We start from the raw sequence: 21,582 nt of genomic DNA, 5'->3' as shown, positions 1-21,582 counted from the left end.
TCCGGGAGACCCACCGTGACCCAGCCTCCGTACCAGCCCCCGCAGCCGCAGACCGTCGTCCACAAGCGCGGCGCGAACCACGGCCTGCACATCTTCCTGACCATCATCACGTGCGGGCTGTGGGCCATCACCGGCTGGCCGATCGCGGCGATCATGGGGCGGAAGACGAAGACCACCGTCTACCCCCAGCAGGTGCCGCCGCCCGGCGCGTACCCTCCGCCCGGCCAGCAGTACCCGCCGCAGCAGCCTCCCCACCAGCCCTGACCGCGTGCCACACTGGGCAACTGACCGCCCAGCAAGAGGCCCCGCCGCATTCCCGCGGCGGGGCCTTCGCCGTACCCGCGACTATCACCACCCCACCCCACCACCAGCCATGATCTCCGTACCCTGCCCCCTAGCAGGGAGGTGACGGACCGTGGCAACGAAGATGGAAATGGACATCGCGGCCACCCGCGAATCCGAAGCGATCCTGCTCCGCACCCGCGAGCGGCTCACCTTCCGCCAGATCGCCGAGCGCCTCGGCTGCGACGTGAAGGAAGCCCACACCGCCTGGAAGCGCGGCACGAAGAAGCTGGCCGACGCCGCCGCCGCGAGCCACGGCGAGTACGTCGGTGCGCAGCTCGCCACCGTGCAGGAGATCATCACCGGGCTCATGCCGAAGGTCTGCGCCGGCGACGCGAAAGCGGCTGAGGCGATGATCCGCGCGATGGACCATGAGGCGAAGCTGCTGGGCCTGTACGCCCCCGTCAAGGCGTCCGTGACCGTCACCGACGAGATGACCGCCCGCGTCCGCGCGCTTGCGGAGGAGCTGGCGGGGCTGGACTCGTGACCGCGCTGGACGACCTCGACGCGAAACTGCGCGGCCTCACCCCTGCTGAGCTGGAGCTACTGGAGCAGGAGTTGGCCGCGAAGCTGTGGGAGAAGCGCTGGCGGCGGTGGCGGCCGTACCCGTGGCAGGTCCCCCCGGACCGGATCCCCACGCTCGGCTGGTGGCTCCAGCTCGGCGGCCGCGGCACCGGCAAGACGGACGGGTGCGCCCGCTACATGGTCGCTCACGTCAACGGCCCACCGTGCGACCCGCGGCTGCGCGGCGGGCACCGCATGGCCATCGTCGCCCCGACGCAGGGCGACGCCGTGGAGGCGTGCGTCAACGGCCCGTCCGGGTTGAAGGCGCACGACCCGCGGGTCGTCCTGCGCACCACCGCCGGCGGCACGTTCGCCCGCTGGCCCAACGGCGCCGAGGCCAAGCTGTTCGGGGCCCACACCCCCGACGACGTCGAACGGCTCCGCGCCGGCGGCAACCGCTGCTTGGTGTGGATGGAGGAGGCCGCCGCGATGCGGCGCCTCCGCGACGCGATCACCCACTCCGAGATGGGTCTCCGCCTCGGGGCGAACCCCCACTACATCGCGTCCACCACGCCCAAGCCGCGCACCGAGCTGATCGAGCTGACGAAGCGCGACGACGTTCACGTCACCCGCGGCCGGACCCGCGACGCGATCCACCTCCCTGCCGCGCAGCGCGAGCACCTGATGCGCAAGTACGCCGGCACCCGCATCGCCGCGCAGGAGCTGGACGGGGAGCTGCTCACGGACATCGAGGGCGCGCTGTGGACCCGGGACGGACTCGACCGCACCCGCGTCGGCGCGGCCCCGCCGCTGGCCCGCGTGGTGGTCGCCATGGACCCCGCCGCCACCAGCGGGGACGAGGCCGACGAGATGGGCATCATCGTCGCCGGGCTCGGCACCCAGTACCTCCCCGACCGCACGGGGTTCGCCCGGCGTCACGGGTACGCGCTCGATGACCTGTCCGGGCGGATGCCGCCGGTGGAGGCCGCGCGCCGCGCGATCAAGGCGTACCACGAGCATCGGGCGGACGCGATCGTCGCGGAGGTCAACAACGGCGGCGAGTGGATCGGCACGGTGGTCCGGCAGCTCGACCCGACGGTGAACTACCGCACCGTCCGCGCGTCCCGGGGCAAGGCCACCCGGGCCGAACCCATCGCCGCCCTCACTGAGCAGCAGGCCGCGCACATCGTCGGCAGCCTCCCCGAACTCGAAGAACAGCTCGTGTCGTGGGTGCCGGGCGACGCCTCCCCCGACCGGCTCGACGCCTACGTGTGGGCCCTCACCGACCTGATGCTCACGTCCGCCGGCAACCTCGCCGCGGTCGCGTAAGGAGACCTGATGGGACGCTTCCGAGACGTGTTGGACGTCGCGATGGGCCGGCGGGCGGTGGTGGGGCTGGACGCGCTGCGGGACCGCCGACCGGTGACGGTCGCCTCCATCGGGGGGCAGCAGTCGCTGACCCTGGACCTGGACGCGGAGGCCCGCGGCTACGCCCACAGCGCGGTGGCGTACCGGTGCGTGGCGGCGATCGCCGACAACGGCTCCAGTGTGCCGTTGGTGGTGCGCCGCCCGGACGGGGAGATCATCCCCGGGCACCCGGTCGAGAGGCTGTTCAACAAGCGGCCCAACCCCTTGATGAGCGCCCGCGCGTTCAAGTCCATCATGCTCCAGCAGCTCGAACTCGCAGGGCAGTCGTTCGTGTGGCTCGACCGCGGGGAGACCGGCCTGGACGAGCCGACCGCCGTGCACCCGGTGTTCGATGACGTGGACGTCATCGTGAACAAGCCGATCGCTCAGCAGCCCACCGTCGCGGACATCATCGGGTTCATGATCCGCCGGGCGGACGGGGCCCGCGTGCCGGTCCTGCCCGAGGAGATGCTGTGGCTCCGGTACCCGCACCCGTTCGACCCGCTCGGCGCGCTCGCCCCGTGGAAAGCGGCGCGGCACGCCGTCGACATGGACGCCTACGCCCGCGAGTGGCAGCGCTCCTCCTACGCCAACGGTGCCCGGCCCAACGGCGTGGTCTACCTGGGCGACATGAGCGACGAGGAGTTCATCGCGACGAAAGCCGCGTGGCGCTCCAGCATGCAGGGCCCGGAGAACGCGGGCAAGCACCTGCTGGTGCGCTCCACACCGGGCGGTGTGGGGGACAGCGGCGGCAAGGGCATTTCCTACGCGCGGCTCGGCCTGACGCCGGAAGAGATGGACTACCTGGAGTCGCGGATGGCGAACGCGGCTGAGGTCATGATGGCGTTCGGCGTGCCGCACGACTACCTCGCCGCCGGGACCACCTACGAGAACCGGGCCGCAGCCAAGAGCACCCTCTGGAGTGACACGATCCTCCCGAAGCTGGAGATGATCTCCAGCGACGTGGACCGGCTGCTGCTGCCCTCCGACACCGAAGAGGCCGGATGGGACCTGTCCGGCGTGGACGCCCTGCGAGAGTCCCGGGACGCCGTCGTCACTCGTACTACCCGGCTCGCCGAATCCGACATTCTCACCCTCGATGAGGCCCGAGCCGAGGTCGGGTATGACGAGCTGCCGGGCGGAATCGGCGGTCAGACCCTGACGGCGTACCGCGCCCAGTACGACCCCACCCCGCAGGCCCCGGCCGGCTCCCGGTTCGACCCGGCAGCGCTGGAGGCGACCGTGCAGCGGGCCGTCGCTGCCGTTCTGGCGCCGCTGATCCAGGCCGTGCCGCCGTCGCCGGAGCGCCCGGCGCTCGCCCGTGTCACCGCTCCGTCGTCGCCGTCGCTGGAGGACATCAACGCCGACTACGAGCGGCTGGAGGCCGACGGCCGGGACACCGTGCGGGCCCTGGCGCGGGAGCAGCGGGAGCGGGTGCTCCGCGACTTCGATCGGCTGATGCGGCGCCCGAACCGGTCCGCGGCGTGGCTGGCCGAGGTGCGGGCCCAGGCGTGCGCGCTCGCCCGGGAGCAGTCGGTCCGGCTCGCCGTGCCGGACCCGGACGTCGTGACGGCGGACTGCCTCACCGACCTGGAGGTCGCGCACGGCCCCGCGGGGTGGGAGGAGCGCATCCGGGTGTGGGACCTGTTCGACGGGAAGTACTGGCGGACCCGGACGCAGAAGCTGATGCGGCCGTTCGTGGAGCGGGTCTGGCGCCGGGGCGGCGCCTCGATCACCGGCTCGTTCGACCTGGACGAGCCGGACGTGGCGGCCGAGCTGGACGCACGGCTGGAGGAACTCGCGGGCCGGATCACGGCGACGACAGAGGCCGTGCTGCGGTCGCAGATCCTCGCGCACGGCGTGGCCGAGGGCGAGAGCGTGGATGAGTTGCGCGCCCGGATCCAGCAGGTGTTCGCCAACCTCAGCGACTACCGGGCCACGATGATCGCCCGCACCGAGACCGTCGGCGGGTACAACGCCGCGGCGCTCCGGTCCGCCGTCGCCGCCGGGGCGACACGCAAGACGTGGCTGGCGACCGACGATGCCCGGACCCGGGCCACGCACCGGTCGTGCAACGGGAAGGTCGCCCCGATCGAGGGCGTGTTCACCCTGACGCAGTCGCGGTGGCCGGCTGACCCGCAGGCCCCGGCCGCGCAATCCATTCAGTGCCGGTGCAGCTTGACGTTCCAGTTCGAGGAGGACTGACCATGCCCACTCTGCTGCGCGGTGAGGTGCCGTGCGTGCTCCAGGCCGCCGAGTACCCGCAGTACCGGGAGGCGTACCGGCCGGCCGGGGTGCCGCTGCGGGAGGTGCGGCGCGGGCCGTATGACGGGCAGCGCGGCGCCGTCCGCCCGGACACGAACGGCGACCTCCCCCGCGTGCTGGTCTTCGCGCACGGCCGGATCGTCTACGAGCTCGACCGCGTCACCGACGGCACCGCCACGTACCGGTATGCCCCCGCCCTGTCTCCCGCGCACCGGCCGCTGATGGACGCGGTCGCCCAGCAGTACGCCGAGCACGCCGCCCGTGAGGCGCAGAAGAGGAGCGCATGATGACTGAGATCGAGTTCCGCAGCTTCGAGGACATCGAGTGGCGCGTCAGCGACGATCAGGACGGCACGTTCGAGGGGTTCGCCTGCCGCTACGGCAAGCGCGACTCCTACGGCACCACCTTCCAGGCAGGGTGCTTCAAGCGCGGCATCGACCGCCGGGACTACGCCCTCCTCTTCATGCACGACCCCACCCGGCCCGTCGGCACCTTCCGGGCCGAGGAACGCGACGACCACCTGTGGATCACCGGCCGATACGACGACACCCAGGCCGGCCGGGACGCCCGCGCCATGGCCCGGTCCGGCAGCGCGCCGGAACTCAGCGTGGGGTTCGTCCGGACGGACATCGACCCGCGCAAGCTCGCCGAGATGGACGAGGAGGCGTACCGCGACGCGGTGGAGAACATCCGCTCGGCGCGGCTGGTAGAGGTGTCCCAGATCACCGCCCGCATGGCGGCCGTGCCCGGCTCCAAGCTGAAGACCGTCCGGTCCGCGCTCGGTGAGCTGTACGCCGCGACCGACGCACCCACGCTGGACGAGCGGGTGCGCGAGGAGCGGGAGCGGATCGCCGCGGAGGAGCGGCTTCGGGAGCGGCAGCGGCGCGCGGCCCTGCTCCGCTTGACGACGATCGGAGGCGCCTGATGGCCCGCAAGTTCAGCTCGCGCAAGCAGTGGGCGTGGGCGTTCGCCACCCGCCAACCGTTCGCCCGCCGGTGGGCCCACCGCAACGAGCGCTCCCGCCCGTACCGCACCCTGCCGCTGCGCTCCCGCGGCCGCCGACGCCGCTGACCACCCCGCGACTATCACCACCCCACCCCACACACCTGAACGGTTGATCTACCCTCCACACCATCCGGGCCGCACTGACCGGACGTAAAAGCCCAGTGCACGCCGGGCGCGACCCACCGGCCGTGAAAGACGGGCGCAGACACCCATGACGACATGGGCGGCTGCGAGCCCGCCCACGGACCGAGGAGGACGCGATGCCCCAGGCACGAACCCTCGCCGAGGAGCGCGACGAGATCGCCAGGCTCCTCGCTGACCCGGACTACGACGGCGACATGGACGAGCTGTACCAGCGCGCCGACGAGATCGCCGCGAAGATCGAGCAGGCCCAGCAGCGCGACGCCCGCCTCCGCGCCCTCCAGGCTGCGCAGCTCCCCGCCGGCGACCCGGCCCCGGAGCAGCGTCGCGAGACGCCCGGCATGCAGCCCGACAACCGCGGCGGCGAGCACCCCGTTTCCGTCGCGGAGGCGTTCGTCCGGTCCAAGGCGCTGGAGCAGTTCCGCGCGGGCGGGATGCGCGGCAAGTTCGGCGTCGACTTCTCCCAGCCCGTGGAGACCCGCGACGCCCCCGCCGGCACGGTCACGACCGGCACCTACCCGCTCCAGAACACCCGCGTTCCCGGGGTCATCCCGCAGAACCCGGACTACCCGCTGCTGGTGGCGAACCTGCTGGACCGCCAGACCTCGGACGGGACCACGCTGGAGTACCTGCGTGACACGTCCGGCCCGGTCACCGGCACCGGCACGTGGAACCACGCGCGGGTGGTGGCCGAGGGCGCGACGAAGCCCATGAGCGGCCCGTTCTCGTTCGACACGATCACCACCACGCTGAAAACGATCGCGCACTGGGTGCCCATCACACGACAGGCCGCCGACGACAACGGCCAGCTCATGGGCTACATCAACGGCCGCCTCACCTACGGGCTCGACTTCAAGCTCGACCGGGAGATCCTCACCGGCAACGGCACCACCGAAGTCCAGGGCATCCTCACCACTCCCGGGATCGGCACCTACCAGCCCGGCGTCGGCTCCACCGACGCCAAGCTCATCACCGTCCGCAAGGCGCGCACCCAGGCTGAGCTGGCGATGTACCCGCCGGACGCCGTGGTGATGAACCCGCTGGACTGGCAGGACATTCAGCTCGACGAGGACGCCAACGGCCAGTTCAGGGTGATCACGTCGGTGCAGGACCCGGGCGCCCCGAACCGGCTGTGGGGCCTGACCGTGGTCACCACCGTGGCCATGGCCGCCGGCACCGCGCTGATCGGCGGGTTCCGGACCGGCGCGACGCTGTGGGAGCGGCAGGGCATCACGATCCTCATGACCGACAGTCACGCCAACTTCTTCATCGAGAACACGCTGGTGATCCTCGCCGAGCGCCGCGCCAACGTCGCCGTCCACACCCCGGCCGCGTTCGTGCAGGTGACGTTCGCTGCGGCCACCGCCTGACCCGCCTGAGCTGAGGAGTACTCGTCATGGCCACACGCAAGCAGAGCAGCGAGACGCAGACCAGCGAGGAGACGCGCCCCGCGGCCACGGTCCGCACGCAGGAGTACGACGCCGGGGAGGGCTGGCAGGTCGGGCAGCGCGCCCCGCAGGACGCCTACCGGGCCCTGGACGCGCAGGGCACCGGCGCCCCGACCGGGCCGGTGGTGCACACCCACCCGGGCGGCTACGCCCGCCTGATCGTCGCCAAGGGGCAGGTCGTCACGGAGGGCGTGCGCCGGGAGCTGGACGCCGCCGAGAACGACGAGAGCGGCGAGGGCTGACCGGCCGTGTACTGCACCCTGGAGCAGGCCCGCGACGCCGGGACCACGGGCGACGACACCGAGGTCACCGCGTGGATCGAGGCTGCCCAGGACCGCATCACGGCCTACACGAGTCAGCTGTTTGAGCCCACTGTGATGGCGGTGGTGGCGGACGTCGGCGCGGGGGGACTGGTCATCCTCCCGCGCCGCGTCCGGGCGGTGACCGCCGTGGTGCCCTACGCCTCCGGTGACGACGGGCCGGCGCTGCCGCCGTCGGCGTACCGAGTGACGTCGTCGGAGGTGCTGGGCGCGATCGACGCCGTGCACCTGGCGGTCGGCGGCTGGGATGACCTGGTGGCCGGGGCGGAGTCCTACTCCGGCGGGTGGGCGGGGCTGTGGGACCGGTGGGGCGCCGACCAGGTCCGCGTGGAGGGCACGTTCGGGTACGCGCAGGTGCCGCCGCTGGTGGCCCGCGCGACGGCGCTGCTGGCCGCGCACCTCCAGGCCGAGGCCCAGCCGGACGACGACGATGCCCCGGACGCCGGGCTGGACGTGGACGACGAGGGCAACAACGTCGCCATCGAGGACGCCGAGCCCGATGACGGGCCGGTGTCACCGCGCGCTTCGACCGGCTCGCCGCAGGTGGATGCGCTCCTGGTGAACTACGTCAACACGTCCTCTCGGGTGGTGGGTGTGTGATGGCCCGCTACGTCAACACCTCCGCGTCGGCCCGGGTCGATACCCGCGCCTACGAGCGTGGCCTGCGCCGCTACCTGGGCCGCATGTCCAACGACGTGCGCCGGGCGGTGGAGCGCACCGCGGTGGACGTGCAGAACGAGGCGAGGCGCCGGGCGCCGGTGGACACTGGGCGGCTGCGCTCCAGCATCGTGCACCGGATGGAGAACCGCGGCCGGTCGGTGAGCTACAGCGTGGGTACGAACGTGAACTACGCGGCCGCGGTGGAGTTCGGTACGGCGCCGCACGTGATCGTGCCGAAGAACCGGAAGGCCCTGTACTGGCCGGGCGCCGCGCATCCGGTGGCGAAGGTCAACCACCCCGGCACCGCCGCGCGGCCGTTCCTGCGGCCCGCGATCGAGCTGACGGAGCAGTTCTTCCGCAAGAACCTCTCCCAGATCAGGGGGCGGTGACCGTGGCCGCGACGACCGAGGGCGCCATCAAGGCCCGCCTCGAAGGACTCGGGTTCGGGGTGCCGGTCTTCCGCGACGGCCCCCGCGAGGGCCAGGACCCGCCGTTCATCGTGGTGGAGCAGCAGAGCATCACCACCAACCCGGCCGCGGCTGGCGATTTCGGCGACCCGGCGGCGGAGATCACCGTCACGGAGATCCTCACCGTGGACCTGATCGAGCGGGCCCGCGTGAAGGCCAGCCCCCGCGTGGCCCGCAACGCGCAGCGGTACGGCCTCGCGGAGGCCATCGCGCACGCCCTCCACGGCTGCCGCCTCCCTGCCGCTCCGACACCGGTCACCGCTGTGAGGGTCCGGGATCTCGACCGGTTCCCCATCGCCGACAACCGCGTCCGCTCCTCGATCACGGTCGAGATCCACCGCCCCCTACTCACCGCTGAGGTGACCCCCGCGTGAACACCTTCTACATGGCCATGTCCCGCGACTACGTCCTCCAGCAGCTCGCGCACCACTGGCCCCCGACGCCCGGCACCCCCATCCTCCGCCTCGCCGACGACGTGCAGATCACCGACGGCGCCGCCGTGGTCTACCCCCAGCCCGGACAGCCCGGCTACTCGTGGTGGGTCGTGGACCGCACCATCCCCCGCCAGGAGGCCGGCACGCCCAGCGAGGAGCTGGCGGCGCTGCTGCCCGGGTCGGTGCTGGAGACCGTGCCCGAGGCGGAGCCCGAGCCCGAGCCTGAGCCGCACCCCAACGACGACCCCACCTCTTCTGCGCCCTCCGTGTAGCGGGCCGAATCCCGGCACCAGGAAGGAACCCACGCCATGCCCATCTCCCGAGTGACGAAGCTGTACGCGGTCACCGACGCGAAGATCGCGCCGCTGCTGGCCGACCCGGAGGGCGGCACGCCGTCCTACGGGGCCGGGATCGACGTGCCCGGCATCAAGAGCATGGAGATCTCCGGCGAGATGGAGACGCGCGAGCTGCGCGGCGACAACCGGCTGCTGGACTCCGACAGCTTCCTGACGAACGTCACCGTGTCCTTCCCGCACGCCAAGCTCAGCTTGGACGTGCTGGCCGCGCTGCTGGGCGGCGACGTCACCGACGCCGGCACCACCCCCGCGCAGTCCTCCACCTGGGACCTGGGCAGCAGCGCGAAGCCGCTGCCGTTCCGGCTGGAGGGCGCGACCCCGACCGGCGGCAGTGACCAGATCGGCGGCGACGTGCACTTCATCCTCCACAAGTGCGTGCTGAGCAGCTTCCCGTCGATGGGTCTGGCGGAGGAGGACTACCGCACGATCGAGATGGAGGCCCGCGCCGTGCCGCTCATCTCCACCGGCAAGTGGCTCACCGTCGCGATCAACGAGACCGCCGTGCCGATCCCGACCGCCGCCACCCCGTAACGCCCCGGGCGGGCGACCCCCGCCCGCCCGGCCCCCCCTTCTTCTGTCCGGCAGGCCGAAACCCGGCACTGACATCGGAGAACCTCATGACGACTGGCCTCGACCTCCTCGCCGAGGGCGGCACCATCACCCTCACCGACGGCACGACCGTCCCCCTCCGCTACAGCTTCCGCGCGCTCGCCCTGCTGGAGGCCCGCTTCGGCAGCGTCGCCGCCGTGCAGGACGCCATCGACGCCACCGGCAAGAAACCTGCGTTCGGGCCGCTGCTCCAGATGGTCGGCGCCGGATGCGTCGGCCCCGGCGGCTTCGAACCCCTCGTCCGCGAGTACCAGGACGCCAAGGGCGAACGCCGCGTGCAGGACATCGTCTACCGGCGCCGCACCGACGGCACGGACCTCGCCGACCTCCTCCACCCCGGCCGCCTCACCGAGTACATCTCGGCGTTCTCCGCCGCGCTCGGCAAGGCACTGGAAGACCAGGCCCGGGACGGCCAGGGAAACGGACAGGCGGGGACACCGACGACGACGGTTTCCCCTGGGCCGAGTGCTACTACCTCGCCGTCGGTGCCCTCCACATTCCTCCCCACGAGTTCTGGGGCATGACGCTGCGGCAGCTCATGACGCTGGCCGAGCAACACCGCATCGCCCACCGCGCCGACCAGTCCCCCCAGCCCGACCCGCAGCCCGCCGACGGCGCCAGCCTGCTGGCGTTCGCGGGGATGCGCCGCGCCTGACCCACCGAGAGGAGGTGACCCGCCGTGGCCGACGACATCAACATGCCGAACCTGGTGAGTCACCTCCAGGTCAACCTCCAGAACACCAGCGGGATCGTCGCGGACGCCACCCGGCAGGGCTCCAGCGTCGGAGCCGCCGTCGGCCGCGGCATGCAGAACACCCTCCGCGACGCCCTCTCTGGCCTCCCCGAGATCGAACTCGACGCCAACTCCAGTCAGCTCGATCGGGACCTTGCGCGGGTCCGCGGCGACCTCCAGAGCCTCGCCGACCAGCGCATCGGCGTAGACATCAGCATCGAGGAGGCTCTCCGCCGGATGGCGGAGCTGGAACCCCACCTCGACCGGCTCACCCACGAGCACCCCAACGTCACCGTCCGCGCCACCGTCACCGGCGCGCTCGCCGACCTCCAGGCCCTGCGGCAGGCAGCCCAGCAGGCAGACGACACCGACGTTGAGATCGACGTGGAGGTGGACACCGAGCCTGCGGACCGGCTCGGCGCCACCCTGGGCCGCCTCGCCGGGATGGCCGGGCCGCTGCGGGGTGTGGCTGCCTCGATCGGGACGCTCGGCGCCGCCCTGGGCGCGGCGGTGCCGGTCGCGGCCGGCCTGGCGGCGGCGGTCGCTCAGATCGCCCCGGCTGCTGGCGTGGCAGTGTCGGCGCAACTCGCGCTGCGGCAGGCTACGGCCGCGGTGCAGCTCGGCATGACCGGCGTGGAGGACGCCGTCACGGCGGCTCTCGACCCGGACAGGGCGGAGGAGTTCGAGGAGGCGCTGAAGAAGCTGGCGCCCGAGGCCCGCGCGTTCGCCACCGCGGTCCGCGAGCTGGCGCCTCAGTTCCGCGAGCTCCAGCAGGCTGTGCAGAACACCCTCTTCACGGGGCTGGCCGAGGAGATGGAGCGCACTGCCACGGCCGTCATGCCGATCTTGAAGGCCGAGCTGACCGACACCGCAGGCGCGCTCAACGCGATGGCCAGCGGTGTGGCCAGCGCGGCGCGAGGGCTGGCGAAGGACGGCACGTTGGGGCAGGCCATGGGGTCCGCGTCGGCCGGTCTGCACAACCTCTCGGGTGTCCCGGGCACCGTCGCCACCAGCCTGGGGCAGATCGCCGCGGCGGCGGGGCCGTCCTTCGAGCGGCTGACCGCTGCCGCAGGCGGCGCGGCGGCAGACATCGGCACCCGGCTGGGGCAGGCGTTCGAGTCCGGCGCGATGCAGGACGCGATCGAGCAGGCCATCAGCCTGATCGGGGACCTCGCTGACGTAGCAGGCAACGTGTTCGGGATCGTCAGCGAGATCTTCGGCGCGGCTGAGGCGTCGGGCGGGGGGTTCCTCAACACCCTGAAGGAGATCACCGGCAGCATCCGGGAAGCGTTCGCCAGCCCGGAAGTGCAGGCCGGGTTGCAGGCCCTGTTCCGGATGATGGCCCAGCTCGCCCAGACCGCGGGCCCGCTGCTGGCCACGGCCCTCCGGATCATCGGGCAGATTTTCGAGCAACTGGGCCCGCCGGTGGAGACGGTCATCGAGGCGCTCGGCGACGCCCTCGCCCCGGTCCTGGACGAGCTGGGCCCGCTGCTGGTCACCGCCGCCAAGGCGGTCGGGGTGCTGGTGACCGCGCTCGCGCCGCTGCTCCCGCCCATCGGCAGGCTCGTCGCGGCGCTGCTGCCCGCACTCCAGCCGCTGCTGAACGCGCTGATCGTGGTGTTCCAGGCGCTGGCCCCGGTGGTCGGCACGCTCGCCGAGATCCTGGAGCGCACCCTGACACCGATCCTGGACGAACTGCCCGGGATCATCACACCGCTCGCGAACCTGCTGGCCAACAACCTCGTCACCGTGATCACGATCCTCGGTGACCTGCTGGTGGCGCTCGCCCCGTCGCTGGTGTCCCTGGGCCAGTCGTTCGCGCGGCTCATGGTCGCCGTCGCCCCCCTGATCGAGATCTTCGCGCGGCTGATGAGCGAGGCGCTGGAGCGGATGGTCCCGCTCATCACCCCGGTGATCGGCATCATCGGCCGGCTCGCCGCGATGTGCGCTGATGATCTGGCGACGGCCGTCACCCAGTACGCCGTCCCTGCCCTGCGGAAGATCGTGGAGTGGATGCGCACGGCGAAGGAGAAGTTCCGGCCGATGATCGACGCCGTCGACTGGATCGTTGACAAGGTGTCCGGCGCGTTCGAATGGCTCAGTGATCACCTGGTGGGGAACTCCGTCATCCCCGACATGATCAACGACATCGTGTGGTGGTTCGCCGGGCTCCCCAGCCGCGCGTGGAACGCCCTGTCGAGCCTGGCCGGGAACATCGCCGGGCGGGTGCGGGACGCCGGGGCCCGCATGGTCGCTGCCGTCCGCGAGAAGATCGACGACGTCGTCAGCAGGGTCCGCGGCATGCCGGGGCGGGCGGCGTCCGCACTCGGTGACCTCGGCTCCCGCCTGTGGACCAGCGGCCGGGCTCTGATCCAGGGCTTCGTCGACGGCATCAAGAGCAAGATCGGTGACGTGGTGGATGCTGTCAAGGACACCGTGAACAGGGCACGCGACTACTTCCCTTTCAGCCCCGCAAAGAAGGGGCCTTTCTCCGGCCGGGGCTATACCACCTACTCCGGTGCCGCGCTCATCCGCGGGTTCGAGGAGGGCATCGCCTCCCGCATCCCCGCCCTCCGCGCCCAGCTCAACCAGCTCGCCACCCTGCCGCAGATGTCCATCCCCCTCGACATGGCCATGCCCCGCGCGGGGGCCATGGCCGGGGTGTACGCGGGCACCGCCAACCAGAGCACGACGAACCACTTCAACCTGTACGGCGGCGACGCCAGCCCGGACGGCATCCTGCGCGCACTGACCTGGCGCGGCCTCGTGGGAAGGACGGCCTGATGGGACAGAGAATCGGCCGCATCCGCTGGGACGGGCTGGAGTTCGGGCCCGGCTCCCGCTACCACGTGTCCGAGGTCACCGGGATCGACGACATGCCGGAGATCCGGGCCGACGACCTCGCCCGGACCGGCGCGCACGGCGACTACACCGGCCCCGACTACACCGGCCCCCGCATCGTCCAGCTCGGCCTCTCCCTGCGCGGCGACACCCCCGACCACCTGCGGGAGCTGACCGTGGCCCTGCGCGCGGCGACGCAGCCGCAGCGGCAGCCCGCCCCGCTGGAGCTGCTGGACTGGGGCGTCCTCGTCTACGGCAAGGTCCGCCGCCGCTCCCTGCCCTACGACGCGCAGGGCCTGTGGCGCACCGGCACCGCGGCGCTGGAGTGGTACTGCGCCGACCCTTACCTGTACGGGCTGGAGGAGCACGCCGTCTCCACCACCGCCTACTCCCCGGCCGCGGGCCGCTCCTACAACCTCGTCTTCAACCGGGTCTACGGCGACCCCGGATCCGCGGGCAGGCTGACCGCGGCCAACGCCGGGGCCGCGCCGACCTACCCGACGCTGCGGATCGATGGACCCGTGGCCGACCCGTCGATCGAGCAGACCAACACGGGCGCGATCCTCACCATCGACGCCACTCTCCAGGCCGGGGAGTACCTGCTGATCGACACCCGCTCCCGGGCGGTGCTCCTCCAGGGGACGACGCCGCGCCGCTCCTGGGTCCGCGCCGGGTCGCTGTGGCCGATCCTCCAGCCCGGCCCGAACGAGATCGCCTACCGCGGCTCCAGCCTGCCGGGCTCGCCGGGGCAACCGTCCCTGCTCACCGTCACCTGGCGAGACGCCAGCCTGTAGAAGAGAGGACCACTCGTGGCTGAGATCAACCCGCCGCCGTGGATGCAGGCCGGCTCCTATCCGGCCCGCACGGACCGGCTCGGCGTCATCTCCGCGGGCCTGTCGTACCCCGGGTTTTCCACCGATGAGGCGACGCCGCTGCGGATCCGGCAGGGCGTCAAGCCCAGCTACCAGAACTACCAGCTCAAGGTGCGGGCGGCGGCGACGCCGAACATGACCGTCATCGTGTCCGCGGGCTACTGCTGGGTGGACAACCACGACGTCGGCGGGTACGGCGCGTACTGCTGCGTCAACGACGCCGACCGGGTGCTGACCATCGCCCCGGCCGGGGCCGCCGGCCAGTACCGCAAGGACACCGTCGTCGCGAGCGTGTACGACGCGGAGACCGCGGGCACCGCCTCCGAGTGGCGGCTGGAGGTCATCCAGGGCCCGTACGCCTCCACCGCCGGGGCGACCGTGCGGGGCACCCTGCCCCCGTCCGCGCAGGTCCTCGCGGACATCGCCATCGCCCCCGGACAGACGTCCGTGACCAACTCCAACATCTCCGACCTGCGGAATTACACGGTGGCCGCGGGCGGTGTCCTGCCGGTCTCCTCCAGCGTGGTGCCCAACCGGCCCCACCCCGGGCAGGTGCTGTACCTCACCGACCTGGACCGGTTCCGGTATGGCCGATCCGACGGCACCACCCGCGACATGCACGCCGCCTTTTTCTCCGGGTGGCGGCCGCTCACTTCCTACGGCAGCTTCCTGTCCGGGGCGACGGCGGGAACCCCGACCCCGGAGGTCGCGGACATCACCATCGGCGGCTACCGGGAGAGGGTCTTCCGAGGCGTCATCAACCTCAGCGGGGTGGGCACCGGGGCCTACGGCTTCTTCAACTGGAACGCCGACTACCGCCCGACCTACGAGCGGAACTGGGCGGCCGCGGGCGGCGGCGTCGGCACCTACCGCATCTACCTGTCCACCGCCGGGAACTGGGGCATGACCAACCAGCAGGCTGGGCAGACTGCCCTGCCGCTGGGGCAGCTCCGCATCTCCGACCCGCCGGGGGTGATCTCGTGACCACCCCCATGGAACTGGCCATGGCGCCGGGCGGCACGCTGGGCCGCGGCGACTACCCCGACCACACCTACACGTTCCTGTTCTGCGACCTGCGCACCGACGAGCTGCTGGCCGAACTCCCCCTGGCCGACGTGCAGTACTCGTTCGAGCTCAACGGGATCGGCAGCCTCCGCGGGACGATCCCCTACAACGACGAGACGCTGCGCCTGGACCCGGAGACCGCGAGCATGCCCGGCCGCACCGCCCTGTGGGTGGACCGCGACGGCGTCATCGTGTGGGGCGGCATCGTCTGGACCCGCCAGCCCACCCGCGGCGGCAAGCAGATTCAAGCCGCCGAGTTCATGTCGTACTACCAACGCCGGTTCGTCACCGAGACCCTGTCCACCGACACCTCCCAACTGTCCAACCCGGCCTACGTGCCGGACGGGCAGCGCCTCTACCGTGACCAGCGGTACCAGGTGTGGTCCCTGCTGGTGTGGGCGGCGTATCAGCCGGGCGGATACATCGGCGTCGATGCCTCCTACCTGTCGGCGATTGCCGGGCCGACGGGGGTGGACCGGTACGCGACGTACCTCGCCTCGGAGCGGCCGGAGATCTACCGCATCATCGCCGATCTGGCTGCGGCGGAGAACGGGTTCGATTTCGGGATCGAGGTCGGCTGGACGCCCGCCGCGAACAACGTCCCCCCGCGCCGCTTCAAGCGCGCCATGGTCTGGTACCCGAGGAGGGGCCGCACCTACAGGGAGTCGGACCTGGTGTTCTCCAAGGGCGGCCCCGACGGCTCGATCCTGGCCTACGACTGGCCCGAGGACGGCACCGCCCTGGCCACCGCCACCCACGGGCTGGGCGGCGGCACCGGCCTCTCCCGCATGGCGGCGACCTCCCGCGCCGACGACATGATCGCCGCCGGATGGCCCCTGATCGAAACGGTCACCACCTACAACGACGTAGAGGAGATGGACCGGCTCCGGGCAAACACGGCCGCGGAGTTGGCCGCCCGCCAGCAAGGGCTGGTGCAGCCGACGTTCGAGGTGGTCGCCGACGGCGACCCCCAATTCGGCTCCTACCAGGTCGGGGACGAAGCCCTGTTCGTCATCGAGCCCGAGCCCCAGGCCCCGGCCGGCAGGGAGCAGGTGCTGAGGATCCTCCGCATCGAGACCACCGCCGGCACCGGGCCCGAGCGGGTTCGCCTGACGTGTACGGCGGTGTGAGCGATGCCCCAGTACGTGACGACTCCGGATCCGCTGGAGCGCATCACCCGCCTGGAGGAGCGGCTGGCCGCGCTGGAGCAGGGCACTGTGCCGCCGCCCCCGGACGAGGTGCCGTTCTACCCGACGTCGTTCAACGGGCTGGCGTGGATCGATGCCACCTCGTTCACCACGGCGTGGGAGACGCTCATCACGCCGCGCACGCTGACGCTGGCCCTGGGCCTGGTGCTGATCGGGGACTCGGTGGGCGGGGTGAACACGGGCGGTGAGTGGCGGGTCGTGCTCAACGACACCGGCATCGTCCGGTCCGGCACGGTCCCGGCGTCGTTCTCGTGGGTGTTCCCGGCTGAGGTCATCGACCTGTCGGCGCACCTGACCTCCACCTCCCTAAAGATCCAGATTCAGGCTCGCCGCACTGCGGGCGCGGCGACGGGCGGCCGGTACGGCAACGGCGGCGCGGTCGGCTGCTCCCCCCGGTACGCCCGCCTGCTGTGAAAGGAACCGCGATGGCTGCACCACTGACCGACGACCGCCTGTTGCAGGCCCTCCGCGCTGAGGGCGTGGACGTGGTCGAGCACACGGGATGGAGGGTCCGCGCCCGGCCGGCGAGCACTGGGGCGTGGGGCCCGATCAACGGGGTGATGGTCCACCACACCGTCACGTCCGGGACGTCCGGCAGCGTGGACCTGTGCATCCGCGGCCACTCCAGCCTCCCGGGCCCGTTGTGCCACCTCGTCATCTCCAAGGACGGCCAAGCGCACCTGATCTCCAACGGCCGCGCGAACCACGCCGGCCGCGGAGACTCCGGCGTGCTGGCCCGGGTGCGGGCGGAGGACTACAACCGCGACTCGCTGCTGCGCCCGGCCCGCGCCGACACGGACGGCAACGCCCGCTTCTACGGCTTCGAGTGCATCAACCTCGGCGACGGGCGGGACCCGTGGCCGGAGGCGCAGCGGGACTGCATCGTGCGGGCGGCGGCCGCGATCTGCCGGGTCTACGGCTGGGGCGCGCGGTCGGTGATCGGGCACCTGGAGTGGCAGCCCGGCAAGATCGACCCCCGCACCGGCAGCGGTGGGGTGGACGTGTCTCCGCCGACCCTGCGCCGCCTGATCGATGAGCGCCTCGCGCACCCCGCTACCTGGAGCCCCGGACGGGGCTCCACCACTCCTGAGGAGGACGACATGCCGCTGTCCGGCGACGACCTGAAGCGCGTGCACCACACGGTGTGGCGCACCGACGACATGCCCGTGGCGTGGGGCACCGACTCCAACCCCAGGTGGACGCCGGAGTCGATGCTGCACTACGCCTGCGACCTGGGCCGGGAGAACCGCGGCCGCATCAAGGCCATCCAGGAGACCCTCGCCGCGCAGTCCGCTGCGATCCGGGAGCTGGCCGCCGCGCTGGCGGCCCGGGACGAGGCGGTCGACGTGGACGCGCTGGTGTCCCGGATCGAGTCCGCGATCGAGCGGATGACCGTCCGCGTGGAGGTCGCGTCGGACGACGCGGCCTGAGTACCGAGAGAAGAGAGACGATCATGACATCGAACCTTCCCACCTCCGGCGACGTGGAGACCGTCGTCAAGACGGGCACCACCTACGCCAAGGACCTGGCGGAGCGCATCGTGTGGACGTTCCTCACGGCGGTGGCTGGCGCCGCGGTCCTCGCCGGCCCCGCCGACGTGTTCTCCCTGTCGTTCTGGGAGCAGGTGGGGCTGGCCGGTACGGCGGCGGTGGGCTCGCTGCTGAAGGGCCTGGTGGCCCGGGTCATCGGCGCGCGGAACTCCGCCAGCACGGTGACGGGCGTGTGATGGGGTGCCGCGCGGCCCGGCGGCTGCGGGTCTGCCTGGGCTGGCGCGGCACCGCCCTCGCCATCCTCGGTGTCGGGAAGGTGACCTACGGCGCGAGCTTCTTCCTCATCCCGCCGCGGCCGGACGGGCTTGACCTCCTCGTCCGGTTCTGCGACCTGCGGTACTGGTCGTGGCTGTGGATCATCTGCGGCGCTATCACCGCTGTGTCCGCGTTCGCTCCCGTCGGCCGGGACCGGTGGGGGTTCGTCGCCGCTCTGGTGCCCCCAATCGTGTGGGGTACCGCGTATGCGACGGCCGCCGCAACGGGCGCATACCCGCGCGGCGCGTTCGTGGCCGCCTGGTACGCCACGTCGCACGTGATGCTGATCGTGTGGATCTCGCGAGTCCCGGAGCCCGGGGTGCCACGCCGTACGACTGCGCGCCGGGGCGCTGATAGGAGACCCGGGTGAGCACACTCGTGGCTGTAGCGGGGGCGGTGGCCGCTGTCCTCGCCGCTGTGGTGGCGGGCTGGTTCAGCGTGCGGGGGTCCCGCGTGGCCGCGCGGATCTCGACCGCCCCGCAGGCGAAGGAAGTGGATCTGTCCGTCCTTCAAGCGTCCGTGGAGCGGCTGAAGGAGGAGAGCGGCGAGCTGCGGCAGGAGATCACCCGCGTGCGGGGAGTGCTGTGGTCGGTGTCGCGGTGGGCGCTGCTGCTGCGGGATCAGGTGACGGGGCTGGGCGGTACGCCTGAGCCGCCGCCGCGGGAGGTGGAGGAGTACTACCGGTCAGGGGTGTGAGGCCCGGTCCGGCCCCGGGCTGTGAGGCCGGACCGGGTGTCTGTGTCGTCCCATCGTGTGCCCCCGTCGTTCCCCTTCATGGGGGGCGACGGGGGCGCTTTCGTCATGCCGTACTGGGGAGGTCGGTGCGGGCGCCACGTCCCGGCCGGGCGGCGTGGGCGGCGCGGACCTCGGCCGCGTCGTACCTCGCTTCGGGTCGGCCATTGCTGCTGGGGACGTACTCGCGGGTGATGCCCCATCGGGACATCTGCCGGCGGACGCTGCCGGGTTGTATGCCGAGATGGTCGGCGACCTGGGCCGCCGTCCACCACTCATGGCCGGTAGTTTCGGGCATCGGGGCTCCCTCCTGTGCCGGAGCGGCCCGCCGCCGAGGTGCCTCCGGGGGCGGGCCGCTCATTGTCGGTGGGTGTCAGGCGGCGTTCTCGTACTGGGCGGCGAGGGCATCGCGGATCTCCTGCGCCGTCTCGTCGGAGACCGTCAGCCACCAGTAAACATCCAGGTCGTGAGGGTTGGACTCCAGGAGTTCCGGGCGGATGGGGCGCTGCTCCAGCACTACGTCGCCATCAATGTCGGCGATTTGGTCAAGCATGGCGTGGATAGCCTCGTGTGCCTCACGGTCGCTGAGGTTGTGACGCTCGGCGATCTCGTCAAGGAGGGGGTAAGGGTGGATGGTGCGACCGGGAATGTTGCTGGCAATCTCGGTGGCCATCGCAGGCTCCTTCCGCAGTTGGGGCCGCCGTGGTTCGCCGACCTCACACCCCAACCTTGCCCCAGGTGGGGCGAGGTTGTCAACGAGTTGAGCCTCCCTTGACTCGCAACCCTCTCCACCCGCTACAGTGGCGCCCGTCCCCGCTTGTGCGGGGGTGGCCCTTGGGAAGAGGAACCGTCCAAGTGGCATATGAAGTGTTCCCCGCACTTGCGGGGCTACGACGACCCCCGCCCAATTGAGCGGGGGTCGTCGCATCTAGGGCGTGTCCGGCCGCCGGGAGCGGATCACGAACGTCCCGGCGCCCGGCTTCATCGCCACCAGTCCCCGCTCCCGCAGCAGCTTGAGCGCGGACCGCACCGTGTTCAGGGAGACGCCGCGCATGTCCGCCATCTCCCGCTCGCCCTCCAGCCGCGCACCCACCGGCAGCCGCCCCGAGGCGATCTCGGCCTCCAGGTCGGCGGCGAGACGCTCGTAGGCGTACAGAGGGATGACCGGCTCCTCGTCCATACCCGCCAGCGTCGCGCGGTCGGGTGCGCACGGCATCTTGTGAGCGCGGTCGAGAGTTCTTGAGATCGGATGGACGCGGACGGACGCGATTCCGGTACGGTGGGCCCACACAGAGTGATCCCCCGCGACCACGGGCGTGTGATCCGGGGGGACGGCCGACCTGATGGGAGCAGGGCGACATGACTCAGGCTACCGGCGCACCACCCGACACGACCCCTCCCGGGCGCGACACCGCCCACGAGGCAGCCCGCGAGGCCCTCGCCACCGAGGACGGGCCACTGCCCCGCCACGACACCCTCACCGACCTGCGGGACCGCCTCCTCAGGCACATCACGGCACTCCTGCCCCCGGCCAGCGTCCGCGTATCCCGCATGTGGCAGGGCGGCTGCGACTGGTACGGCGCCGCTCTGCGGCTCGACGCGATCCGGGAGCGGCTCACGACCGGCCCCGGTCAGGGCCTCGCCTCCGCCCACCAGCACGTGCTCCAGCTCGCGCGGGACGTGGAGTGGCTGCTGGCCCGCACCGACCGGGAGAGCCCGGCCGCTCCTGTCTGCTGCCGCTGCCACCTCCCCGGCGACCTCCAGCCTGTGTACGACCCGCCCGGGGAGACCCGGGCCGCCCCCACGGTCGTGTGGTGCCGCAGCTGCCGAGAGGGCGCCGGCTACCCGGACGGCCCCCACTGACTGCCCGGGGTCCTGGACTCGCCTCGGCGGAGGCGGACGGCGTACCACCAGGATCCCGGGCGCACGGGGCCCCGTCTGCTGCTCTCCACCCCCGGAAGGGCACGCAGGCGGGGCCCTACTCGTCGGGCAGCAGCGACGCCGGAGACACCTCCAGCACACGGGCGATGTGCAGGATCCGGTCCAGCGGCGGCGACGTGGCCCCGGCTTCCAGGCGGTGGATGGTCCGCCGCTCCATGTAGAGGAGCCCGGCCAGTTGCTCCTGCGATAACCCGGCGGCGCGGCGGTAGTTGCGGATGCGGGCGCCGACCTCCCGTCTCCAGGCGGTGAGCCAATCGGGGGGCGGGTCGTGGGCGTGCACGCGCTCACGCTGAAGCGGCGGTGATCGTTTGTCAGTGCCACACGGTGTGACATTCATCTGGGGCGCGTGTTAGACAAGGTGTTCATGGGGGTAGAGGGACCGTTGCCCCCCACGCGACGGCCGCGCACGGAGGCCGCCCCCAAGCGC

29 protein-coding genes are annotated in these 21,582 nt (G+C 71.9%); 25 read left to right on the top strand and 4 right to left on the bottom strand.

From position 1 onward, the window contains the following. The first annotated feature begins 15 nt into the window (after positions 1-15). From ACFSJS_RS22600 to ACFSJS_RS22485, 24 genes are all read left to right on the top strand, one after another. On the top strand, positions 16-264 hold the full coding sequence (locus tag ACFSJS_RS22600; RefSeq protein ID WP_380903301.1) for a hypothetical protein: 249 nt from the start codon (positions 16-18) through the stop codon (positions 262-264). A 151-nt stretch (positions 265-415) separates the two neighbouring features. Next, positions 416-829 (top strand): sigma-70 RNA polymerase sigma factor region 4 domain-containing protein, encoded by a 414-nt coding sequence (locus tag ACFSJS_RS22595; protein ID WP_380903299.1) that lies wholly within the window; start codon positions 416-418, stop codon positions 827-829. Next, complete coding sequence (locus ACFSJS_RS22590) at positions 826-2,175, top strand: terminase large subunit domain-containing protein (protein ID WP_380903297.1); 1,350 nt, start codon at positions 826-828, stop codon at positions 2,173-2,175. The genes ACFSJS_RS22595 and ACFSJS_RS22590 overlap by 4 nt, the downstream gene beginning before the upstream one ends. Before the next feature lie 9 nt (positions 2,176-2,184). Further along, the gene (locus ACFSJS_RS22585; protein ID WP_380903295.1) at positions 2,185-4,458 is read left to right on the top strand and encodes a phage portal protein; all 2,274 of its coding nucleotides are present in this window, start codon (positions 2,185-2,187) and stop codon (positions 4,456-4,458) included. Between the two features lie 2 nt (positions 4,459-4,460). Continuing rightward, positions 4,461-4,805, top strand: coding sequence for a hypothetical protein (locus ACFSJS_RS22580; protein ID WP_380903293.1), 345 nt, complete (start codon positions 4,461-4,463; stop codon positions 4,803-4,805). After that, complete coding sequence (locus tag ACFSJS_RS22575) at positions 4,802-5,443, top strand: HK97 family phage prohead protease (RefSeq protein ID WP_380903291.1); 642 nt, start codon at positions 4,802-4,804, stop codon at positions 5,441-5,443. Before ACFSJS_RS22580 ends, ACFSJS_RS22575 begins: the two co-directional genes overlap by 4 nt. Next, positions 5,443-5,589, top strand: a complete 147-nt coding sequence (locus ACFSJS_RS22570) for a hypothetical protein (RefSeq protein ID WP_380903289.1) — start codon at positions 5,443-5,445, stop codon at positions 5,587-5,589. Before ACFSJS_RS22575 ends, ACFSJS_RS22570 begins: the two co-directional genes overlap by 1 nt. Before the next feature lie 194 nt (positions 5,590-5,783). After that, a complete protein-coding gene (locus ACFSJS_RS22565) occupies positions 5,784-7,034 on the top strand; it encodes a phage major capsid protein (RefSeq protein WP_380903287.1) in 1,251 nt (416 codons plus the stop codon). Between the two features lie 26 nt (positions 7,035-7,060). Next, a complete protein-coding gene (locus ACFSJS_RS22560; protein ID WP_380903285.1) occupies positions 7,061-7,354 on the top strand; it encodes a hypothetical protein in 294 nt (97 codons plus the stop codon). 6 nt (positions 7,355-7,360) lie between these two features. After that, on the top strand, positions 7,361-8,032 hold the full coding sequence (locus ACFSJS_RS22555) for a hypothetical protein (RefSeq protein WP_380903283.1): 672 nt from the start codon (positions 7,361-7,363) through the stop codon (positions 8,030-8,032). Next, the gene (locus ACFSJS_RS22550) at positions 8,032-8,481 is read left to right on the top strand and encodes an HK97-gp10 family putative phage morphogenesis protein (protein WP_380903281.1); all 450 of its coding nucleotides are present in this window, start codon (positions 8,032-8,034) and stop codon (positions 8,479-8,481) included. The genes ACFSJS_RS22555 and ACFSJS_RS22550 overlap by 1 nt, the downstream gene beginning before the upstream one ends. A gap of 2 nt (positions 8,482-8,483) precedes the next feature. Further along, positions 8,484-8,933, top strand: a complete 450-nt coding sequence (locus tag ACFSJS_RS22545) for a hypothetical protein (protein ID WP_380903279.1) — start codon at positions 8,484-8,486, stop codon at positions 8,931-8,933. Further along, positions 8,930-9,265 carry a hypothetical protein gene (locus ACFSJS_RS22540; RefSeq protein WP_380903277.1) on the top strand — a complete coding sequence of 112 codons (336 nt, stop codon included), beginning with the start codon at positions 8,930-8,932 and terminating at the stop codon, positions 9,263-9,265. The genes ACFSJS_RS22545 and ACFSJS_RS22540 overlap by 4 nt, the downstream gene beginning before the upstream one ends. 36 nt (positions 9,266-9,301) lie before the next feature. Further along, complete coding sequence (locus ACFSJS_RS22535) at positions 9,302-9,880, top strand: major tail protein (RefSeq protein WP_380903275.1); 579 nt, start codon at positions 9,302-9,304, stop codon at positions 9,878-9,880. 86 nt (positions 9,881-9,966) lie between these two features. Beyond that, positions 9,967-10,482, top strand: a complete 516-nt coding sequence (locus ACFSJS_RS22530; RefSeq protein ID WP_380903273.1) for a hypothetical protein — start codon at positions 9,967-9,969, stop codon at positions 10,480-10,482. After that, on the top strand, positions 10,455-10,613 hold the full coding sequence (locus ACFSJS_RS22525; RefSeq protein WP_380903439.1) for a hypothetical protein: 159 nt from the start codon (positions 10,455-10,457) through the stop codon (positions 10,611-10,613). Before ACFSJS_RS22530 ends, ACFSJS_RS22525 begins: the two co-directional genes overlap by 28 nt. 24 nt (positions 10,614-10,637) lie before the next feature. After that, positions 10,638-13,475 carry a phage tail protein gene (locus ACFSJS_RS22520; protein WP_380903271.1) on the top strand — a complete coding sequence of 946 codons (2,838 nt, stop codon included), beginning with the start codon at positions 10,638-10,640 and terminating at the stop codon, positions 13,473-13,475. Then, a complete protein-coding gene (locus tag ACFSJS_RS22515; RefSeq protein WP_380903269.1) occupies positions 13,475-14,326 on the top strand; it encodes a phage distal tail protein in 852 nt (283 codons plus the stop codon). The genes ACFSJS_RS22520 and ACFSJS_RS22515 overlap by 1 nt, the downstream gene beginning before the upstream one ends. A 15-nt stretch (positions 14,327-14,341) precedes the next feature. Next, positions 14,342-15,388, top strand: a complete 1,047-nt coding sequence (locus ACFSJS_RS22510; RefSeq protein WP_380903267.1) for a hypothetical protein — start codon at positions 14,342-14,344, stop codon at positions 15,386-15,388. Beyond that, positions 15,385-16,599, top strand: coding sequence for a hypothetical protein (locus ACFSJS_RS22505; RefSeq protein WP_380903265.1), 1,215 nt, complete (start codon positions 15,385-15,387; stop codon positions 16,597-16,599). The genes ACFSJS_RS22510 and ACFSJS_RS22505 overlap by 4 nt, the downstream gene beginning before the upstream one ends. A gap of 15 nt (positions 16,600-16,614) precedes the next feature. Then, complete coding sequence (locus ACFSJS_RS22500) at positions 16,615-17,091, top strand: hypothetical protein (protein ID WP_380903263.1); 477 nt, start codon at positions 16,615-16,617, stop codon at positions 17,089-17,091. Positions 17,092-17,102: 11 nt separating this feature from the next. Beyond that, positions 17,103-18,107 (top strand): N-acetylmuramoyl-L-alanine amidase, encoded by a 1,005-nt coding sequence (locus ACFSJS_RS22495; RefSeq protein WP_380903261.1) that lies wholly within the window; start codon positions 17,103-17,105, stop codon positions 18,105-18,107. 23 nt (positions 18,108-18,130) lie between these two features. Further along, positions 18,131-18,403, top strand: coding sequence for a hypothetical protein (locus ACFSJS_RS22490; RefSeq protein WP_380903259.1), 273 nt, complete (start codon positions 18,131-18,133; stop codon positions 18,401-18,403). Positions 18,404-18,848: 445 nt separating this feature from the next. Beyond that, the gene (locus tag ACFSJS_RS22485) at positions 18,849-19,178 is read left to right on the top strand and encodes a hypothetical protein (RefSeq protein WP_380903257.1); all 330 of its coding nucleotides are present in this window, start codon (positions 18,849-18,851) and stop codon (positions 19,176-19,178) included. A 103-nt stretch (positions 19,179-19,281) separates the two neighbouring features. Here ACFSJS_RS22485 and ACFSJS_RS22480 read toward each other — a convergent pair whose 3' ends face one another. From ACFSJS_RS22480 to ACFSJS_RS22470, 3 genes are all read right to left on the bottom strand, one after another. Next, complete coding sequence (locus ACFSJS_RS22480; RefSeq protein WP_380903255.1) at positions 19,282-19,512, bottom strand: hypothetical protein; 231 nt, start codon at positions 19,510-19,512, stop codon at positions 19,282-19,284. A 75-nt stretch (positions 19,513-19,587) separates the two neighbouring features. Continuing rightward, positions 19,588-19,887, bottom strand: a complete 300-nt coding sequence (locus tag ACFSJS_RS22475) for a hypothetical protein (protein ID WP_380903253.1) — start codon at positions 19,885-19,887, stop codon at positions 19,588-19,590. Between the two features lie 255 nt (positions 19,888-20,142). After that, positions 20,143-20,394, bottom strand: a complete 252-nt coding sequence (locus ACFSJS_RS22470; RefSeq protein WP_380903251.1) for a winged helix-turn-helix domain-containing protein — start codon at positions 20,392-20,394, stop codon at positions 20,143-20,145. A gap of 179 nt (positions 20,395-20,573) precedes the next feature. On the opposite strand from ACFSJS_RS22470, the gene ACFSJS_RS22465 reads away from it, so the two are divergent. After that, positions 20,574-21,077: a DUF6415 family natural product biosynthesis protein gene (locus tag ACFSJS_RS22465; protein WP_380903249.1), complete on the top strand. Its 504-nt coding sequence runs from the start codon at positions 20,574-20,576 to the stop codon at positions 21,075-21,077. 115 nt (positions 21,078-21,192) lie between these two features. Here ACFSJS_RS22465 and ACFSJS_RS22460 read toward each other — a convergent pair whose 3' ends face one another. Continuing rightward, positions 21,193-21,435: a helix-turn-helix domain-containing protein gene (locus tag ACFSJS_RS22460; protein ID WP_380903247.1), complete on the bottom strand. Its 243-nt coding sequence runs from the start codon at positions 21,433-21,435 to the stop codon at positions 21,193-21,195. Positions 21,436-21,582 lie beyond the last annotated feature (147 nt).

It is taken from the genome of Streptomyces desertarenae (assembly GCF_042681365.1).
GTDB lineage: Bacteria > Actinomycetota > Actinomycetes > Streptomycetales > Streptomycetaceae > Streptomyces > Streptomyces desertarenae.
Note: the sequence above shows the minus strand (reverse complement) of the source record. Positions and strands in the feature narration are given on the sequence as shown.

What these genes read in the sequence shown, in the direction of transcription:
- ACFSJS_RS22515 (WP_380903269.1), top strand. Translation starts at nt 13,475, where the DNA reads ATGGGACAGAGAATCGGCCGCATCCGCTGGGACGGGCTGGAGTTCGGG.
- ACFSJS_RS22575 (WP_380903291.1), top strand. Translation starts at nt 4,802, where the DNA reads ATGATGACTGAGATCGAGTTCCGCAGCTTCGAGGACATCGAGTGGCGC.
- ACFSJS_RS22535 (WP_380903275.1), top strand. Translation starts at nt 9,302, where the DNA reads ATGCCCATCTCCCGAGTGACGAAGCTGTACGCGGTCACCGACGCGAAG.
- ACFSJS_RS22495 (WP_380903261.1), top strand. Translation starts at nt 17,103, where the DNA reads ATGGCTGCACCACTGACCGACGACCGCCTGTTGCAGGCCCTCCGCGCT.
- ACFSJS_RS22480 (WP_380903255.1), bottom strand. Translation starts at nt 19,512, where the DNA reads ATGCCCGAAACTACCGGCCATGAGTGGTGGACGGCGGCCCAGGTCGCC.
- ACFSJS_RS22470 (WP_380903251.1), bottom strand. Translation starts at nt 20,394, where the DNA reads ATGGACGAGGAGCCGGTCATCCCTCTGTACGCCTACGAGCGTCTCGCC.
- ACFSJS_RS22475 (WP_380903253.1), bottom strand. Translation starts at nt 19,887, where the DNA reads ATGGCCACCGAGATTGCCAGCAACATTCCCGGTCGCACCATCCACCCT.
- ACFSJS_RS22560 (WP_380903285.1), top strand. Translation starts at nt 7,061, where the DNA reads ATGGCCACACGCAAGCAGAGCAGCGAGACGCAGACCAGCGAGGAGACG.
- ACFSJS_RS22580 (WP_380903293.1), top strand. Translation starts at nt 4,461, where the DNA reads ATGCCCACTCTGCTGCGCGGTGAGGTGCCGTGCGTGCTCCAGGCCGCC.
- ACFSJS_RS22585 (WP_380903295.1), top strand. Translation starts at nt 2,185, where the DNA reads ATGGGACGCTTCCGAGACGTGTTGGACGTCGCGATGGGCCGGCGGGCG.
- ACFSJS_RS22490 (WP_380903259.1), top strand. Translation starts at nt 18,131, where the DNA reads ATGACATCGAACCTTCCCACCTCCGGCGACGTGGAGACCGTCGTCAAG.
- ACFSJS_RS22530 (WP_380903273.1), top strand. Translation starts at nt 9,967, where the DNA reads ATGACGACTGGCCTCGACCTCCTCGCCGAGGGCGGCACCATCACCCTC.
- ACFSJS_RS22570 (WP_380903289.1), top strand. Translation starts at nt 5,443, where the DNA reads ATGGCCCGCAAGTTCAGCTCGCGCAAGCAGTGGGCGTGGGCGTTCGCC.
- ACFSJS_RS22565 (WP_380903287.1), top strand. Translation starts at nt 5,784, where the DNA reads ATGCCCCAGGCACGAACCCTCGCCGAGGAGCGCGACGAGATCGCCAGG.
- ACFSJS_RS22550 (WP_380903281.1), top strand. Translation starts at nt 8,032, where the DNA reads ATGGCCCGCTACGTCAACACCTCCGCGTCGGCCCGGGTCGATACCCGC.
- ACFSJS_RS22465 (WP_380903249.1), top strand. Translation starts at nt 20,574, where the DNA reads ATGACTCAGGCTACCGGCGCACCACCCGACACGACCCCTCCCGGGCGC.